This is a genomic window from Longicatena caecimuris, from assembly GCF_018406465.1.
GTDB lineage: Bacteria > Bacillota_I > Bacilli_A > Erysipelotrichales > Erysipelotrichaceae > Longicatena > Longicatena caecimuris.
This window is the reverse complement of record NZ_AP024510.1, coordinates 2,495,642-2,513,737: the sequence shown is the minus strand read 5'-3', so window position 1 is coordinate 2,513,737 and position 18,096 is coordinate 2,495,642. Positions and strand designations below refer to the sequence as shown.

The following is an 18,096-nucleotide window of genomic DNA, read 5'->3' as shown; positions in this document are numbered from 1 at the left end:
GGAAAAGGCTTAGAAAAAACGGAAGACAGTTGAATATTGAGGCTAATTATTATATCATTATAGTAGAAGTTCGCAACATTTTTAGTATTTTTTTATATGGTTAGAATTATAAAAATGTTTTGATGCTTCCAGGGTAAAGGAGAAGGGATGAGAAAGTTCATGAGAAAAAGGTTGAAAAAAGGCTTAAGTCTTGTATTGACATTCATCATGGTTTTTAATGTTGTTTTTTCATTTCAAATGGAACAAGCACATGCTAAGATCAATGTTAATAACGACAAATTACCTGATGGCTATGTTTTAGTAAAGAAAACAGATAAAACAATAGCACCGGGTATCAGTGAAACGGAAATCGTTACGAATACTACAAAAGGAGATAAACAGCAGATTGACTACATGATGGAAGTCCAGATGTCAAAAGATTCTCCAACAAAAGTAGTAGCAAGTTATGGTTCTAATTATGATGCATCTTCATGGGAATTAGCTACGATGGCAGAACAGGCCAAGGGCTATGAAGACTACATGAAGAAAAATGGTATCAAAAATGAAACGGTAGTTGCGGCAGTTAATGCTGACTTCTTCCATATGGGGACAGGGGAACCACAGGGTGCCCTGGTAATGAATGGCAAGATTATCAAACAACCAATCGATACATATTTTTGTATTACAAAAGAAGGAAAAGCAGAGATACGTGATGCCAGTCAGCCAATGGATGACTGTGAACAGGCTGTTGGTGGTGGACCATTCTTAGTAAAGAATGGCGAGCCGCAAATGATTCCTGATATGGTAAGAATGACAAGAGCAGCAATCGGCTTAAAGGCAGATGGCTCTATTGTTACTTTTACCACACATGGTATTTCTGATCAATCATCTGGACACACTGTTCCAGAGATGGCTAGTTTGTTAGCTGCTGCTGGCTGTGTAACGGCCATTAACTTAGATGGTGGCGGAAGTGCTACATATATGGCTAGATACGAGGGAACGAATGCTTTAGAAGCACGCAATAATCCTTCTGATGGTAAATTACGTGCTGTTTCCAGCGGTTTATTATTCCTATCGACAAGTGTGAAAGATGGAAAATTTGACCATAGTTCTATTTCGCCAAATGATGAAGTATATACTCCAAATCAAACGGTGAAATTCAATGCGACCGGTGTTGATGGCGGCGGTGGAGAAGCACCAATGCCAGCAGGGGTTACATGGGCTGTTGAAGATCAAAGTATTGGTACTATCGATGCGAATACCGGAGTTGTTACTTTAAAAGATAAAGAAGGAACGCTTGTTGTAAACCAGATGTATCAAGGAAGAGTAGTGGGAACGGCATCTATCGAAGTGCGTCATCCTGATGAAATTTCGTTTAAGACAGAAGAAATAAGTCTTGGCTTTGAAGCGGAATCTTCTTTAGGACTAGAGGTTCGCTGGCAAAAACGTAATGTGCATATCAAAGGCGGAGATATTGAATGGGAAGTTTCTAATCCAAAAATGGGTCATTTCGATGGAAATACGTTTATTACATCGGATGGTGAGACACTGGAAGGAACCGTTACCGGTTATTCAAAATATAATCGTGATGTAAAGGGCAGTATTCATGTCATCGTTGGTAAGCTCCCTACTGTTGCATGGGATTTTGAAGATCAGAAACAAATAAATGAAGAAACAGGAGAAGAAACGATCATTCCTGCAAAAGAATATTGGAAAATCGGACATGATGGTGAAGATACGCCATTTATCACTATGGCAAGTGCTGAAGATACCGGAGTATCAGCAGAAATTGTTGATATCGATACAGGCGAAGTCAGAATGGGTAAAAATGCTTTAAAATTATCTTATGACTTCACGAATTCAGCGAATACGACCCGTGGTGCTTATTTTGGTACAAAGGATAATTATGAAATACCAGGTTCACCTACAGCAATCGGTGTTTGGGTATATGCGCCTGAAGGTATTGATAATTTCTGGTTGCGTGGACAGGTAGCTTATCAGCAGGCAAATGGTGAATGGGTAGAGGCTGGCTCTAGCATGTATGTTGACTTTACCTATCAGACGAATCAGGAATTACCGGATCATTCGCATGTATCAAAAGAAGATGCCGGAATCAACTGGACGGGATGGAAATACCTAGAAGCGGATTTGACTGGCAAAGGGGCAACAAAATTTAAACTGGCTAAAGGTGCTACTTTTAGAATCATGTATGTTCCAGGCATTGAGATGGGAAGCAAAACAGCCGGTGAAATCTATTTGGATAACATGCAATTTGTCTACGGTACGAATGTAGATGATACGGATTCACCTATCATTGACAAGGTACAATATAGTACAGACAATCAAAAATTCCAAACATTTGGTGACAACGATGTTATCACAAGTAATAAAATTTCCTTCATGAGTACTTTCCATGATGTTGAAAATAAATATACAAAAGGAATGGAATATGATCTAATCCGTATGTATGTTGATGGTGTTAATGTCGGTGTTAAAGGACAAGATGAATCAGGCGGTACTATATTTGCGGATAACTTTATTGTAGATAGCAGTAAAAACGTTTCTTATCTGTATGATATGGAACTGGCAAATGGTGTACATTCCATCAGAACCGTTATTCGTGATAAGGGTGGTAATGAAACAGAGCAAACACATTACTTTACGGTAAAAGGTGAGAACGCAAAGCATACAACGTTATCCCTAGAGCCTGCGACAACGGAAAATCCAGTATTAAATAAACCTTATGATCTGGAAATCAAAACAAATCGCTTAGAAGATCTGGATGAAATCACTACCAAAATCGCGATAAAGAAAGAATTTGCTCAAAATTATGAAATCATTTGGAATGAAGATTTTGGAAAAGTAGAGGATTCCTATAATAGTGCTAAGGGAGTACTTACCTTAAAAGGGAAACGAAAAACAGAAGCTGCCGTTACCGGTGAAGGAGTCGTAGCAACCATTCGTTTGAAAATGCCAAGTGATGTTAAAAAAGGTACTCAATTAACTTATTTAGTACAAAGTGGTCAAGCGACTTATAACAGTGAAAAACCGGAACACTATGCAAAATCATTCTCAACGAAAAAAACTAGTATCGAAATCATTGCGCCTTTAACACTGAAAACAGATACGATGTTTGTTGGAATGAGCGGAAAAATTTATGTTGTAGATGCTAGTGGAAAAGCAGTTGAAGGTGCAGAAATTTTCAATGTGGATACTAACCAATCGTTAGGTACCACAAATGCGGATGGCTATATAGAAACAGATGCATTAAACCAGGCTGTTGCTATGTTCTCCATCTATGCTAAAAAAGGCGAAGATGTATCCTTCATCTTAACTGATTATAGTTTTGCTATAGCAGGAAATGAGGATGGCTCACCACAATACGTTATGAGCCATGCAAGTAAAGATGTTAATACACAAAAGAGTGTTACATGGTTTACAGATCCATTTAAATCACAAAACAAAGCCATTATGCAGATAGCTACTAAGGCTGATTTTGATGCAAACAAAGAAAAGGCATTTAAGAATGTAACCGGAACGACAGAATTAATTAAACTTGATGGTTCCGCAAACGTGGAAGATAACCATGCGTTCCGTTTAAATAGCGTAATTGCAACGGGTTTAAGTTCTGGAACAGCGTATGTTTATCGTGTTGGTGACGGTGATAAATGGTCAGATCTGAAATCATTTACAACACCATACAAAAATAAGAACGTAAACTTCTTTGTATTAGGTGATATCCAGACATTGGATATGGATAGAACCAACCGTATTGCTGATGCGTTAATGAACAATGGTATCAAATATGATTTTGGATTGCAAACAGGTGATGCAGTAGATAATGGCGCAAAATTTGAATATTGGGATGGTATTGCAAATCTTTATGGAGAATTGTTTAATAGTCTTGATATGATCCATGTCTTTGGTAACCATGAATATGAAGGAGATTTAACTGGCGATAACAGTAAGGCTATTTATAATATACCAAGTGAAAACAATGGTGATTACTATTCCTTCGAATATGGCAATATGTATTTTGCGGTAATCAACTTTACGAAAGATACGAATAGGCTAAATCGTGCAGCTAGTTGGCTTGTAGAAGACGCTAAAAAGAGTAATGCAACTTGGAAAGTTTTAGCAATTCATCAGCCTGCATATTACACCAATCCGACCGGTGGTAATGACATTATCAATAAAATTATTCCGCCTGCATGTGATGCAGCTGGTATTGACTTTGTTTTCTCAGGTCATGATCATACGTATAATCGTACGAAACCTTTAAAAGGTGGAAAAGTTGATAAAGACAATGGAACTGTCTATTTGATTAGTGGAACGACTGGTGATAAGACATATCCAACTACAGATACAGGTTTCGAATTTGACAAATATATCACAACATTTGATGGCGTATATATGAGTGTTTCAGCTACGACAAAAGAATTCACAATTGAAGCACGCGAAGCAAATGGAAACATCTTGGATACTTATACAAGAACCAAAGAATACAAATGTGATAAAGATGGACATGAATATGAAATTGTTGATGGCTATGCTGTTTGTATTCACTGTAAAGAAACAATTAGCCTGAAATCATTTACAGGTATCGCTAAAGATAAAGCAACCGGTAAATATATGGGATTCTTGGGCGGTCAGAAACAGATCGGCTGGAAACAATTTGCGGATACCATGTACTACTTTAATGCAGATGGTTATTCCGAAGATGTAGAAATTGTGTATCATGATGACCCAAGCTGTATGATACGTGAACGTACGAAATATTACTGTCCTGCAGCAAATGAATATAAAGAAATTGTCGGAACAAGAGCACCTCTTCATGAATATGAAACGCAGCCAGATGGCACTAGAATTTGTAAGGTATGTGGCTGGAGACAGGTGAGTGTTGATGAGATTGATGTTACTACGGAATACGATGGATATTACTATACCGGTGGCAAGAGAACTCCAAAGATCGTCGTTAGTTATACGGATGAAAAGGGCAAGAAGACAGTATTTAGACAAGGCGCGGATTTTGAATATTTAGTACATTATGGAAAAGATGCTACTGATTCAGAACCAGCTGTTAATAATGTATTGCCAGGCAAGGGATATTTTGAAATTATTCCAATTGAAATAAATATCGGTGATGCTGTAGATAGACATCGTGGAAGTATTACAGGTAGAAAGTATTTTAGCTTTGATATCCTTGTACAAAATCCAAAACGTATGACAGCGAGCGATGTTACGATGCATGAAGCAACCTTAACTTGGGATAAAGCTTCTAACATAACGGGTTATGAATTATATCAATATAGTGATGAAACAAAAGCATATGAGATGATTCAAAAATTTGATAATCCTAATGTAAATACTTATACTGTGAAACAGTTAACATCATCTACGAAGTATAAATTCAAAGTAAGATCCTATCTAAATGTTGATGGTAAAACTTATTATAGTTCTGATAGTAAAGAACTTAACGTGACAACGAAAGCATTAGCTGTTGCTGCTCCTAAAAATGTTACAAGCAGCAATGTCACACAAGATGCTTTAACCTTATCATGGGATAAGGCAGCAGATGTGGAAGGATACCAAGTATATCAGTATAACGAGAAAACAAATAAATATGATTTGGCAAAAACAGTCAAAACAACTTCTTGTACAATACAAAACTTGAATCCTAATAAGCAATATGCATTTAAAGTCAGAGCTTATGCAAAAGCTGATGGTAAAACTTATTATAGTTCTTATACAACGACGTATAAAGTAAGAACAAAAGCATTGACTGTCACAACTCCTGAGAATGTTTCATTAACAGATATTAAGCATACTTCAGCAACAATTTCTTGGGATAAAGTAAGCAACGTTTCAGGATACAAAGTTTATAAGCTTGATACAAAAGCGAAAAAATATGTAGCGATTGCAACCTTGACGCAAACCTCTTATAAACTACAGAATTTAGCTCCGGAAACAACGTATGTTTATAAGGTTAGAGCATTTGTAACCATTGATGGAACAAACCATTATAGTGACTATACAAAACCAAAGACGTTGAAAACAAAAGCTGAACCAGTACCTACAGCAATAAATGCTCCTAAATTGAATCAAATCAAGGCCAGCAAGGGTATCTTGACATTAACATGGAATAAAGTAAGCGATGCTACTGGTTATAATATTTATCATTATAATCGTAAAACGCTGAAATATGAAAATATTGGTTGGACTAAGAATACCACTGTACAGTTAAAAGATCAGCCTAAGGGTGAAATCGATACGTATCGTGTAAAAGCTTACTACAAGAAAAATGGAAAAACAGTAATCAGTAAGTATTCAAATGCACAGTCGGCAAAATTATTTGACAGTACAAAACTGAGCAGTGTTACACAAAAAGATGAACAATTGAAGTTCTCTTGGAATAAGGTAAATGGTGTAGGTGGTTACAGCATCTATCGCTATGATAATGTTAAGAAAGCTTGGCAGTATCTGGGTGCCACCACAAAAACAACGTATACAGATAAAGCAGCAGTTGCTGGAAAACGTTACTTATATCGTGTTTTACCATATGGTAGAGTCAATGGTGTCGCATTCTTTGGACCATACAGCAGTTCTGTTGAAGGTATGATGCTGAAAGAGACAAAAATCAAAGATGTTAAATCTTATGTAGGTAAAATACAGTTCTCATGGGATAAAGTACCAGGAGCACAAGGCTATAATGTTTATCGTTATAACAACAAGACAAAGAAATGGGAAACTATGAAAAGTGTCTTAAAAGGAACAACATACAATGATACGAATGTAAAAGCAGGTGAAGTATATCGCTATCGTGTAAGACCATATTACTGGTCATCAACACATAAAGTAAAATATGGTGAATATACGAAGTATGTTGGTATTCGCGCCAGATAAAAGGCAGAATATATTTCAGCAGTAAATACACCAAGAAAGGTCATCCCTTATCATAAGGGATGACCTTTACTTTCTTTATATAGCAATGATGGATATATTTCAGTAAAGTTTAAGATACAGAGTGGTATGTTCACAATAAGGATTTTACCTTTAGTATTTGAAGAGTGAATCATTGTATATAATGTTATATATTTCATCGCTCTTTATTGACGAATGTGATTCGCAATGGTAAAATTAGGCAATAAAATGCGTTGAAGAGAAGAGTAACAGGATAAGAACTATACAGCGAATCTTGCCATGGTGAAAAAAGATTAGGGAATGTCCTGAGAAGATGGTCTTGGAGCTACTTTTTTCGATATGGTAGAAAAAAGCGTAAATGCTGCGTTACAGGCAGGAGCATAGGTATGCTTCATGAGGTCACTGAAGAACAGTGATGAAATTAGGTGGTAACACGATAAACTTTCGTCCTAAGGATGAAAGTTTTTTTGAAAGGAGGCTTTTTTATGCTATGGAAACCGCCAAAGGTGAAGGAAGAAGATATCTTACATTATCTGGGTAGTCAGATGATGGATGAACTTCTTCATAAGCAAGTGGAAGAGATGATGACACTTCTTAATCAAGATGTGCGATGTCAGGTCATTTATCGAACACTTCCATTAGAAAATCATCAATGCCGTTATATAAAACTGCAAGGGAAGAGCATACAGGCCTTATTGAAAGAAAGCCATGCTGTTATCATCATGGCCGCTACCTTAGGGATTAAAACAGACAGGCGCCTACGTGCGTTGGAAATCAGTGATATGGGAAAAGCATATGTGTATAATGCCTGTGCGAATGCAATGATTGAAGCAGTTTGTGATGATGTAAATGAACAGCTTCGCAGACAATATGCAAAACGACAAGCGTTCTTGACCGATCGTTTTTCTTGTGGTTATGGAGATTTGCCAGTGAGTACACAAAAAACTTTTTTACAGGTAGTAGATGCTGAGCGAAAAATTGGTTTACACGTTAGTGAATCCTGCATGCTAGTGCCGGAAAAAAGTGTTACGGCGATTATCGGCATTGCGAAAACAGTACAGCCAGCTATCGTTCGCGGATGTCGCGTATGTGCATTGAAAGAACACTGTGAATATCGTAAAGGAGGAACTGTTTGTGAAAGATAAGGCGATGATAACATTATTAGATGGTGCGATGGGAACCATGCTGCAGGAAAAAGGATTAACACCGGGAGAATTGCCCGAAGTATTCGGATATTATCATGGTGATATTGTGACAAGTATTCATAAAGCGTATGTGGAAAGTGGTGCAGATATCATTTATGCAAATACGTTTCAGGCAAATCGTAAAAAATTAAAAAAGAATGGTTTTAGTGTACAGAAAATTATAACTTCGGCTATCCAACAAGCTAAAAAAGCAGCCAATGTAACAACAAGAGTAGCGCTTGATATAGGACCGATTGGCGAATTACTGGAACCAAATGGCTATTTAACGTTTGATGAAGCATACGATATTTTTAAGGAAATGGTAATGGCCGGGCAACAAGCGGGTGCTGATTTAATCGTGTTTGAGACAATGAGTGATCTGATGGAAGTTAAGGCAGCTATTTTAGCGGCGAAAGAGAATAGCAATTTGCCAATTTTTGTGACCATGAGTTTTGAAAAAGATCATCGTACATTTACCGGATGTTGTGCTGCCAGCTTTGCCTTGTTAGCTGAACGTTTAAGGGTCGATGCCGTTGGCGTCAATTGTTCATTGGGGCCAGATGAGCTGTTGCCAATCGTGGAAGAAATGGCCGCGTATACAAACCTGCCTCTCATTGTCAAGGCAAACGCCGGGCTACCGGATCCATTAACAAATACTTATGCGATGCAAGCACATGAGTTTGCGAACAGTTTACAGCGTTTTACACATTTGCCTATCCGTTATATAGGTGGCTGTTGCGGTACAACGCCTGCATTTATTGCCGAATTAAAACAGCACGCTATGACAGGAACAATGGTTGCGAAAAAAATACCATCCTGTGTTTGTACACCAACCAAATGTGTAACAATGGATGGGGTGCGGGTCATTGGAGAACGCATTAATCCAACCGGAAATAAACGGATGAAACAGGCATTACTTGATCATGATTTAGATGAAATTGCAGCGATTGCTATGGAACAGATAGAAGCAGGTGCGGAAGTGTTGGATGTAAATGTGGGATTGCCGGGAATTGATGAAAAACAGATGATGGTGGAAGTAATTCGTCATTTACAGACGTTGGTTGATGTTCCTTTACAAATTGATTCTACAGATCCAGCGGTTATTGAAGCAGCCTTACGGATATATAATGGAATTGCTATCGTAAATTCAGTGAATGGAGAAATATCTAGCATGCAACAGATTTTACCGCTCATTGAGCGATATGGGGCAAATGTGGTAGGGTTGACGTTGGATGAACAAGGGATTGCCAACGATGCCTCAAAACGATATCAAATTGCAAAGCGCATTCTTACTACAGCGCAACAATATCATATAGAAAAAGAACGAGTTTTTATTGATTGTCTGACACTTACGGTATCTGCGCAGCAAAAAAGCGCCATTGAAACATTAAAAACATTACATATGGTGAAAGAAAAATTACAGGTACCTACAGTATTAGGAGTATCTAATATTTCTTTTGGCTTACCAAGACGCCTCTTATTAAATCAGAGTTTTCTTACCATGGCTTTGAGCGCCGGATTGAATATGCCGATTATCAATCCAAATCATGCCGCGATGATGGAGGCAGTGTATAGTTTTCGCGTATTGCATGGTTTGGATGTCGATGCCCAAGCGTATATTGAACGCTTTGCTGAGCAAAAAGATGGTGAACAAAATAAAGGGAATGAAAAAGCTGGCATCACGATAGATATGGCGATTCAAAAAGGTTTAAAGGAAGAAACCAGAGCATTATGTAAGAAGTTATTGGAAAAGGAAACACCATTGACGATCGTTGATGCGTATCTGATACCGGCACTTGATAAGGTAGGAAATTTGTATGAAAACAAGCAACTATATCTTCCTCAGCTTATCAATGCAGCTAGTGCATCACAGGCCGCTTTTGATGAAATTAGACAGCAATTGCAACGGCAAGGAAAGACGACCATCACCAAAGGCAAAATTTTATTGGCAACGGTACGCGGTGATGTTCATGATATAGGAAAAAATATTGTAAAAGTCGTTTTGGAAAATTACGGCTATCAGGTATTTGATTTAGGAAAAGATGTTCCAGTAGATATAATTGTAAAAACGGCAGTCGAAAAGCAAATACCCTTGATTGGATTAAGTGCATTAATGACGACGACACTCGCTGCTATGGAAGAAACGATTCAAGCACTGCATGCATGTAAGCATCCTTGTAAGATCATGATTGGCGGGGCTGTTGTCAGTCAAGAATATGCGGATAAAGTGCAGGCTGATTATTATGCAAAAGATGCAAAAGCAAGCGCAGATATCGCAAAGGAGGTGTTTGGGTGATGCATCCATTGTTCATGAAACAAAAGCGCTTGTTATTTGATGGTGCTTTTGGTACATATTATGCATCCTTATACGGCAATGAAGAGCCTTGTGAAATGGCGAATGTAAAAGCTCCAACACGGGTGGCTGCTATTCATGAAGAATATCTGAAGGCGGGGCAAATGCCATCAAAACAAATACCTTTGCGATGAATGAGGCAGTCTTGGATTGTAGTAAGGCGAAACGAGAAGAGTTGTTAAGGCAAGGCTATCGTATTGCCAAGCGCGTAGCAACCCCTTATCAGGCATCTGTCTTTGCGGATATCGGTCCCTGTGTAGAGACGAGAACGCGCAGTGCTTTTACGCAATATAAAGAATTGGTGGATGTTTTTTTAGAAGAGGGTGCAGATTGTTTTCTATTTGAAACTTTGCCTAATGATCATGGTATTCATGAAATAGCAGCATATCTGAAAGAACGTTGTCCCCATGTATGCGTACTAGTAAGTTTTGCTGTGACAGCAGATGGCTATACGCAGCAAGGGGTACCTTTGACAAAATTGGTGAAAGCAGCACATGAAGATGAAAATATTCATGGCTTTGGCTTGAATTGTATTTGCGGGCCGATGCATATGCGCCGTTTATTGAAGTATTTTGATACAAAGAAAGATACCATTCTTATCATGCCAAATGCCGGTTATCCGACAATTTTAGCCAACCATACGTATTTTCGTGATAATAGTAGCTATTATGCGCAGGAAATGGAAAAAATCAGCAGTATGGGTGTTCGTATCTTGGGTGGCTGCTGCGGTAGCAAGCCTTCTTATATTCAAAAGATCAAAGAAAGATTACAAGAAGAAGCTGTGTTATCACTTCCCACACCGGCAGCGAATGATCCGGTTCTTTATAAGGATTGCAATCCTTTGCGCAAAAAATTACAAAGAAAAGAAAAAGTCATATGTGTAGAATTTGATCCACCCATGGATTGCCGTATCGAACGATTTATGAATGATGCGGAATATCTCAAGGAGCAGGGAATAGACGCAATTACGATTGCCGATTGTCCGATTGCCCGTGCACGGGTAGATAGTTCTTTGTTGGCCTGCAAATTGCACCGTGAATTAGGCATAGATGTCATACCGCATATGACATGTCGTGATCGTAATATTAATGCGACAAAAGCTTTGTTGTTTGGGTTAAATATTGAAGATATTTATAATGTGTTGGTCGTAACAGGAGATCCTATACCGGCGGCAGATCGTCAGGAAGTAAAAGGTGTATTCAGCTTTAACTCACAATTATTGGCTGGTTATATACGCGACTTAAATGAAACTACCTTCCCTCATCCTTTTTTGATTTTTGGCGCTTTAAATGTGAATGCTGCAAATTTTAAGCAGGAGCTATTAAAAGCGAAACAAAAAATACAGCAGGGTGTACAAGCTTTTTTAACACAGCCGATTCATTCGGCCAAGGGTCTGCAAAATTTACAACAGGCTCATCGTGAATTGGATGCATGGATCTTAGGTGGTGTGATGCCTATCGTCTCTTATCGCAATGCATTGTATATGAAAAATGAGATTGCCGGTATTGAAGTAGATGATGCCATCTTATCTCGCTATGAGCATAAAAACAGGGAAGAAGCGGCAGTGTTGGCGGTTACGATAGCGAAGGCAACCATTGATGAAATGGTATCCTTTGTGGATGGGTTTTATTTAATAACGCCTTTTCACCGCGTAGAAATCATGCAACAAATTATCGCCCATATTCAGCAAATGGATGACTAAATATCTTTATATGTTAGAAGTCAGCAGGATTAGAAAAAGGATACAATGATATAAATAAATAGCATAAGTCAAAAAAAGAAGTCTGATAGCGTGTTTTGATTGCTGTTTGCACACACGATGAAAGAGACTTCTTTTTTATCGTTTATCTAAAGAAACAGTTTATGTAAGGCTTATTTACGGTGTATCTGATACAAATGATGCCAATAGATCATCATCACGAATAAGCCAATGGTCAGAATACAGGATAATAACATGATGAAGATGTTTTCTTTAAAGAAATGGAAATAGCGAAATGGTACAGGAAGGAAAAAAGCAATGCCAAACAACATCCACATGATACCAGTTTTATGATTAAATGTAACAGGATCATGAAACGTTAATTGTTGATAGGTAGGACTTGACCAAAACCACATGACTTCTTTGCGACGATATGCATAAACCCCAATGCTAAAAAAACTAATGGCAAGGATGGTAGCTAATAATGTTACATTCATAAGAAAACCTCACTTTTTAACACCCTTACTATACCATAAGTACTACTAGATGAAAACTATTCAGGGAAAAAGTAATCTATCAATTTTGAAAGGTTAAAAAGCAATTGATCATTCTGCTACGATGATATTCGCAATGCCTTTGACAACGGCAGCATCTTTTTCACTGATTGCATCTGTTATCATGACATCAAATTCCTGACACTGTGCAAAGGTAAAGGTAGAATGCTTTTGATATTTACTGGAATCACACAATAGGATGCTTGTTTCACTGCGTTTTAAGACATGCTGCTTTACTTCCAATTCTTCATGAGAAAAGGTTGTCGGACCATTCAAAAAACCATCACAGCCTAGAAAACAAGTATCAAATACAATTGTATCGATGATATGAGTCGCAAAGGTTCCAATGGTTGATTTTCCCCGTTTTTGCAGTTTACCTCCGGCAATGATAAGATCATGTTGTGTTTCGGAGATGATTTCCGCAATTGCCAATGAATTGGTAACAACGGTTAAGCCTTTCTTTAGACGTAAATATTTAGACAGATATAAGGTCGTACTGCCTGGATCAAGAAAGATGATAGAATTATCACGAATATAGGATAACGCCGCTTTTGCGATCAGTTGTTTTTCATAAGCATGTTCATTCAATTTCACATCCAAAGGCAACTGATAATAGCTGTTTAAGATTTCAGCACCACCATGTGTTTTGACAATTAATCCGCGCTCTTCCATGGCATTCAGATCTTTACGAATCGTTTCCGTTGTGACTTCCATGCGTGCAGCTAACTCATTCACACGAACGGAGCCTTCTGCTAAAATAAGGCGATAAATTTCATCTCTTCTGGTATCGGTATTTTTTGACATAAGAAACCTCCTTTTCCATTCTTTGTTTTGCTTTCTTCATCGTAAGACAAGTTGTGTGTCATGTCAAGCATTGCTTGGTTTTTGCTTGTAAAAGTTGGTTAAATTTTGTGATTAAAGATGAAAACAAAGAAATAATGCTTTTTCTTTTAAAAAAACAAAAGTGATTATTGCGATTGAAAAGAAAACGTACTATCCTATAAGCAGTTAGAAAAAGGAGCGAAACAGCATATGAAATTACAAGTGGCTTTAGACACATTAACATTAGAAGATTGCCTAACATTATTAGAAGAAACCAAAGGCAGTGTCGATATTGCGGAGGTGGGAACTCCCTTTATCATCGAAGAAGGAATGCGCCCCGTGCGTGAATTTAAGAAACACTTTCCAGATATTGAAGTATTGGCAGATGCCAAAATTATGGATGCCGGTGAATTAGAAGCCGAAACAGCTTTTAAAGCCGGTGCGGATATCGTTACGGTATTAGGTGCTAGTAATGATGAAACGATTCTTGGTGCTGTAAAGGCAGCAAAGAAATATCATGGGAAGATTATGATTGATATGATTGCCGTTACAAATTTGGAAGAGCGTACAAAAGAGATTGATGCCATGGGTGTTGATTATATTTGTGTGCATACGGCATTTGATGTACAATCCAGTGGAAAAGATCCGTTGGATGAACTAAAGATTGTGAATCGCGTAATTCAGCATGCCCAATCTGCAGTAGCCGGTGGTGTAAAGCTTTCTACCATTGATGCTATCGTTGAAGAAGGCGCAGGTATTATTGTTGTTGGTGGTGCTATCTGTAATGCACAAGCGCGTGCTGAAGCAGCGAAAGAAATGAAACGTCATCTTCGATAAACCTAGCAATTTAGAAATTAAGAAAAGAAAGAAGGAGTATATTATGAATAATAAAGAATATGCCGATATTGTCTTAAAAGAATTAACACATACATTAACCGCGATTGATCAAGAAGCGGCAAAGCAATTTGTTTCTTTGATCGATCAAGGTGATGAAATTTTCTGTGCCGGGGCCGGCCGCAGCGGTTTTCAAGTAAAAGGCTTTGCGATGCGTTTAATGCATATGGGCATTCATAGCTATGTGGTAGGGGAAACTTGCACACCTAATATTGCAGAGAATGGCGTATTGGTCATCTGTAGTGGTTCCGGTGAGACAAAGAGTTTAGTCAATCATGCCGCAAAGGCAAAAGAAATGGGTGCGCGTGTCGCCTTAATTACTATCAATACAGAATCTACGATAGCAAAGATGGCGGATGTCGTCGTAGAAATCAGTGCTCCATCACCTAAGAGTGCCAAACAAGGAGATATCAAATCTATTCAGCCGATGGGGTCTTTATTTGAGCAAAGTGAAGGGATTTTCATGGATATTGCTGTGATGATGTTGATGGAAAAGCGCAACATGACAAGTGATACCATGTTTGGCCGTCACGCCAATATGGAATAATACGTAAGGTAGTATACCCATATAAAGGATATGGACCATTTTGGCATGACAATTACTGCTATCATAAAAGGTTTCATAGATATGTAGAAAAGGACAACATCATACCCCCTGTAAGACACATACAAAAAACGTATAAGTCTTATAGGGGGTTTTTATACAGTGAATGACGCTATGTGAAAAGGAAGATGGCATATCTACCCATATCTTATAATAAATGATAATTCGCCATGATTGTGTAGGCATAAAAAAAGCATAGCCACTTTCACATGGCTACACTGTCAAGAGTACAAGTTATCTTCTATGAGATACTGTTTTCTTTTGCTTTATTTAGCGATTTCGCTGACTTCTTCTTTTGATAATTTCTGCCAATCCTTTACTTCGTTTTCAGCAGAATAAACAGCATATTCTCCGGCAGGGATTTCCTTGCCTTTTTCATCTTTGGCAAATTTTACGATTTCTTCCATCTTGCCATCTTCTTTTATGCTGTAGTACATGTTAGCTTTCTTACCATCCTTTGTATCAACACTGATATGAACGATTGTTCCATCACCTACTAATACCTGTGGATCATTATCGCTTGCATTGTAAAACAGACTTTCTCCGGTATAATATTCTACGCCAGTTACATTCACTTTATCCTTCACATCATCAATAAAGGATTTGGTGTTTTTCATGACATCCTCTTTCGCATCTTTTGTGCTGCATCCAACTAACAGTGCAGCGGCACAGAATGCAAGTGCCAATGTTTTAAAATGTTTCATACTTTCCTAAACTCTCCTTATTCTTTAACCCATCTTCCATATATACCACAAGGTAAAATTGTTTGGCTGCGTGTGATTGGCAAACCGATTTCACCGGCTTCAATATAACCGTTGCCATGTTTACGGGCAATGGTAGCATGCAGTAGATTGTGAAGGACTGTTGGCGGAAAACCTGTTGTATAGGAATTCACCAAGAAGAATAGAGGATCCTCGTCCAAGATTTCAAGACAGGCGGAAATTAAAGGATATAGCTGTTCTTCAATTTTCCAGACTTCACCATTAGGACCTCTGCCATAACTTGGGGGATCCATGATGATGGCATGATAGGTTCTGCCCCGGCGTTTTTCACGCTGAACAAATTTCAAGACATCATCAACAATAAAGCGAATCTTGCGATCTTGCAGATGGGAGAGCATCATATTCTCTTTCGCCCAATTTACCATCCCTTTACTGGCATCCACATGTACGACTTCACTTGCCCCGGCACTGGCGCATGCCATTGTGGCACCGCCGGTATAGGCAAATAGATTCAAGACACGGATATCTTGATCCGCATGACTGATCTTATCCATCATGAAATCCCAATTGGCTGCCTGTTCAGGAAACAATCCGGTATGCTTGAATCCGGTTGGTGAAACTTTAAAACGAAGATTTTTATATTCGATGGTCCAGCTGTCTTTAAACTTCTTTTTATATTCCCAACTGCCACCGCCGGATTTACTGCGATGATAGTGGGCATGAGGCTGTTTCCAAAGCGCATCTTCTTCAGCAATCGGCCAAATAACCTGAGGGTCAGGACGACGTAAGATAATATCTTTCCAACGTTCCAGTTTTTCGCCATTTCCTGTGTCCATGCACTCATAATCTTTCCAGTTTTCAGCAACCTGATTCATTCTACCACTCCTTGTGATTTGCCTATTCATTATATCACGATATGTTACAAACTCAAGATGATTAGGCGAATTTCAAAAGAAAACAAATGATTACGTTTGTTCATAAATCTTATACATGCAAGATTTAGGATTCATACAAAATTTTCAATATCATGAAAGCGATGTATCGTACAAGATATGGCATAGTCATAGAAACCCATGATTTCACATATTATAAAGAAAGGATAGCCGTGAAATAATGATGAATTTGTGATAAAATTAAAGATAATAAAAAAAGGAGGAACGCTTATGTATAATAAACTTTATGATAATTGCTTTAAAACCGAATTAAACACCAAGGTTCTTAAGGTTGAGGAAGAAAACGGGTTATACTGGCATGCCTGTAAAGATACGATTTTCTATGTAGAAAGTGGCGGTATGGCAAGTGATATTGGAATGATGGATAACCATATGGTACTTGGTCTTAAGAAAAAAGATGGCTATTTATGGCATTTGCTGGATGTGAAGTTAGAAGGTGCTGTTTTTATGAGCATCAATTTGCATGAACGTTTCCGTAAATGTCAAATACATACGGCACAGCATCTTATCAGTGCTGTATTGAGTAATGTTTATAAGGTACACACCCTTGCTCATCATGTCGGGGATGAAGAAAATGATGTGGAATTTGATTTTCCGGATTTCAATGAAAAAATGGCAATTGAATTGCAAGTGCTATGTAACGGACTTATTCGCGATGATCTGAATGTCAGTATTTTATATCCGACAAGAGCAGAAGCTTTGGCACATCTGCCACAAAAGGATGTCATGCGTGACGATTTGCGTATCGTTCGCATCGGAGCCCTAGATTATACGTTATGTGGTTGTATGCACGTCCCTTCTTTACGTTATTTACAATTGTTGTTTATTCGTGGTTTTGAGAAAACCAATAAGGGGTATAAAATCAAATATCTAGTCGGTGATCAGTTATTGGATTGTGTAGAACGCCGTTATAAGGTGTTGGATGAAGTCAGTCATTCATTAGCAATTTCGCATCTATATTTAGATACCGGTGTGGGACGTATCATTAATGAAACGCGGAAACTTCATAATGAAGTAAGTGATTGGAAACAAAAATACTATAAGATGCTGGCTAAGGAACTGGGGCAAAGAGAAGAACAGCTGATCATTGAACAGTTTGAGGATATTGATAATAAATCGTTAGTAAAAATGGCTTCCTTCTTATGTGATACATATCAGAAGGCGGTAATTCTGATTGGCAAGATGTATGATAATGCGCATATTGTCGTTGCTGCAAATCCAGGCAATGGTTTGGATGTGAAGGCAGTGTATGAGATGCTTGCGGATACGTATCATTTAAAGGGAAATGCTGGATCCAGCATTGCCCAAGGCGGCGGTTTATATAAGGAAGATATGCTTACAAGGATACAAGAACTGATCAAAAATGTTTAGATGAAAAAGGCGGCATGTGTTGAACAAGTGTAGCAATGCA

The 18,096-nt window shown here is 38.2% G+C and carries 12 protein-coding genes and 1 other annotated feature; of the genes, 8 read left to right on the top strand and 4 right to left on the bottom strand.

Translation table 11 applies throughout. The features are described from left to right. Positions 1-159: 159 nt before the first annotated feature. From KJS44_RS11635 to KJS44_RS11620, 5 genes are all read left to right on the top strand, one after another. A complete protein-coding gene (locus KJS44_RS11635; RefSeq protein WP_226897126.1) occupies positions 160-6,882 on the top strand; it encodes a phosphodiester glycosidase family protein in 6,723 nt (2,240 codons plus the stop codon). A gap of 242 nt (positions 6,883-7,124) precedes the next feature. Continuing rightward, positions 7,125-7,355: a binding site (T-box leader), on the top strand. Between the two features lie 30 nt (positions 7,356-7,385). Beyond that, the gene (locus KJS44_RS11630) at positions 7,386-8,045 is read left to right on the top strand and encodes a vitamin B12 dependent-methionine synthase activation domain-containing protein (protein ID WP_008687040.1); all 660 of its coding nucleotides are present in this window, start codon (positions 7,386-7,388) and stop codon (positions 8,043-8,045) included. Next, entirely contained in the window at positions 8,035-10,380 is a 2,346-nt protein-coding gene (locus tag KJS44_RS11625; protein WP_120136685.1) for a homocysteine S-methyltransferase family protein, read from the top strand. The genes KJS44_RS11630 and KJS44_RS11625 overlap by 11 nt, the downstream gene beginning before the upstream one ends. After that, positions 10,377-10,571, top strand: a complete 195-nt coding sequence (locus KJS44_RS14590; protein ID WP_244976546.1) for a hypothetical protein — start codon at positions 10,377-10,379, stop codon at positions 10,569-10,571. Before KJS44_RS11625 ends, KJS44_RS14590 begins: the two co-directional genes overlap by 4 nt. Positions 10,572-10,582: 11 nt before the next feature. Next, positions 10,583-12,139 carry a bifunctional homocysteine S-methyltransferase/methylenetetrahydrofolate reductase gene (locus tag KJS44_RS11620; RefSeq protein WP_244976545.1) on the top strand — a complete coding sequence of 519 codons (1,557 nt, stop codon included), beginning with the start codon at positions 10,583-10,585 and terminating at the stop codon, positions 12,137-12,139. Between the two features lie 170 nt (positions 12,140-12,309). Here the strand turns inward: KJS44_RS11620 and KJS44_RS11615 are convergent, their stop codons facing one another. Together KJS44_RS11615 and KJS44_RS11610 are read right to left on the bottom strand one after the other, a co-directional pair. After that, entirely contained in the window at positions 12,310-12,633 is a 324-nt protein-coding gene (locus tag KJS44_RS11615) for a hypothetical protein (protein ID WP_008687048.1), read from the bottom strand. Positions 12,634-12,741: 108 nt separating this feature from the next. Continuing rightward, a complete protein-coding gene (locus KJS44_RS11610) occupies positions 12,742-13,494 on the bottom strand; it encodes a DeoR/GlpR family DNA-binding transcription regulator (RefSeq protein ID WP_008687049.1) in 753 nt (250 codons plus the stop codon). Between the two features lie 228 nt (positions 13,495-13,722). Here KJS44_RS11610 and hxlA point away from each other — a divergent pair, with 228 nt between their 5' ends. Both hxlA and hxlB read left to right on the top strand, forming a co-directional pair. Further along, positions 13,723-14,349 (top strand): 3-hexulose-6-phosphate synthase, encoded by a 627-nt coding sequence (hxlA, locus tag KJS44_RS11605; protein ID WP_008687051.1) that lies wholly within the window; start codon positions 13,723-13,725, stop codon positions 14,347-14,349. A 43-nt stretch (positions 14,350-14,392) separates the two neighbouring features. Next, positions 14,393-14,953 carry a 6-phospho-3-hexuloisomerase gene (hxlB, locus tag KJS44_RS11600; RefSeq protein WP_008687052.1) on the top strand — a complete coding sequence of 187 codons (561 nt, stop codon included), beginning with the start codon at positions 14,393-14,395 and terminating at the stop codon, positions 14,951-14,953. A gap of 323 nt (positions 14,954-15,276) precedes the next feature. Here the strand turns inward: hxlB and KJS44_RS11595 are convergent, their stop codons facing one another. Further along, the gene (locus KJS44_RS11595) at positions 15,277-15,714 is read right to left on the bottom strand and encodes a hypothetical protein (protein ID WP_008687054.1); all 438 of its coding nucleotides are present in this window, start codon (positions 15,712-15,714) and stop codon (positions 15,277-15,279) included. A gap of 17 nt (positions 15,715-15,731) precedes the next feature. Continuing rightward, the gene (locus KJS44_RS11590; RefSeq protein ID WP_008687056.1) at positions 15,732-16,607 is read right to left on the bottom strand and encodes a class I SAM-dependent methyltransferase; all 876 of its coding nucleotides are present in this window, start codon (positions 16,605-16,607) and stop codon (positions 15,732-15,734) included. Between the two features lie 288 nt (positions 16,608-16,895). Between KJS44_RS11590 and KJS44_RS11585 the strand changes: the two genes are divergently transcribed. Next, positions 16,896-18,056 (top strand): alanyl-tRNA editing protein, encoded by a 1,161-nt coding sequence (locus tag KJS44_RS11585; protein WP_008687058.1) that lies wholly within the window; start codon positions 16,896-16,898, stop codon positions 18,054-18,056. Positions 18,057-18,096: the final 40 nt, after the last annotated feature.

Excerpts from the sequence above, each read along its gene's own strand:
- hxlB (WP_008687052.1), top strand. The coding sequence starts at position 14,393 with ATGAATAATAAAGAATATGCCGATATTGTCTTAAAAGAATTAACACAT.
- KJS44_RS11585 (WP_008687058.1), top strand. The coding sequence starts at position 16,896 with ATGTATAATAAACTTTATGATAATTGCTTTAAAACCGAATTAAACACC.
- hxlA (WP_008687051.1), top strand. The coding sequence starts at position 13,723 with ATGAAATTACAAGTGGCTTTAGACACATTAACATTAGAAGATTGCCTA.
- KJS44_RS11630 (WP_008687040.1), top strand. The coding sequence starts at position 7,386 with ATGCTATGGAAACCGCCAAAGGTGAAGGAAGAAGATATCTTACATTAT.
- KJS44_RS11590 (WP_008687056.1), bottom strand. The coding sequence starts at position 16,607 with ATGAATCAGGTTGCTGAAAACTGGAAAGATTATGAGTGCATGGACACA.
- KJS44_RS11615 (WP_008687048.1), bottom strand. The coding sequence starts at position 12,633 with ATGAATGTAACATTATTAGCTACCATCCTTGCCATTAGTTTTTTTAGC.
- KJS44_RS11610 (WP_008687049.1), bottom strand. The coding sequence starts at position 13,494 with ATGTCAAAAAATACCGATACCAGAAGAGATGAAATTTATCGCCTTATT.
- KJS44_RS11635 (WP_226897126.1), top strand. The coding sequence starts at position 160 with ATGAGAAAAAGGTTGAAAAAAGGCTTAAGTCTTGTATTGACATTCATC.
- KJS44_RS11595 (WP_008687054.1), bottom strand. The coding sequence starts at position 15,714 with ATGAAACATTTTAAAACATTGGCACTTGCATTCTGTGCCGCTGCACTG.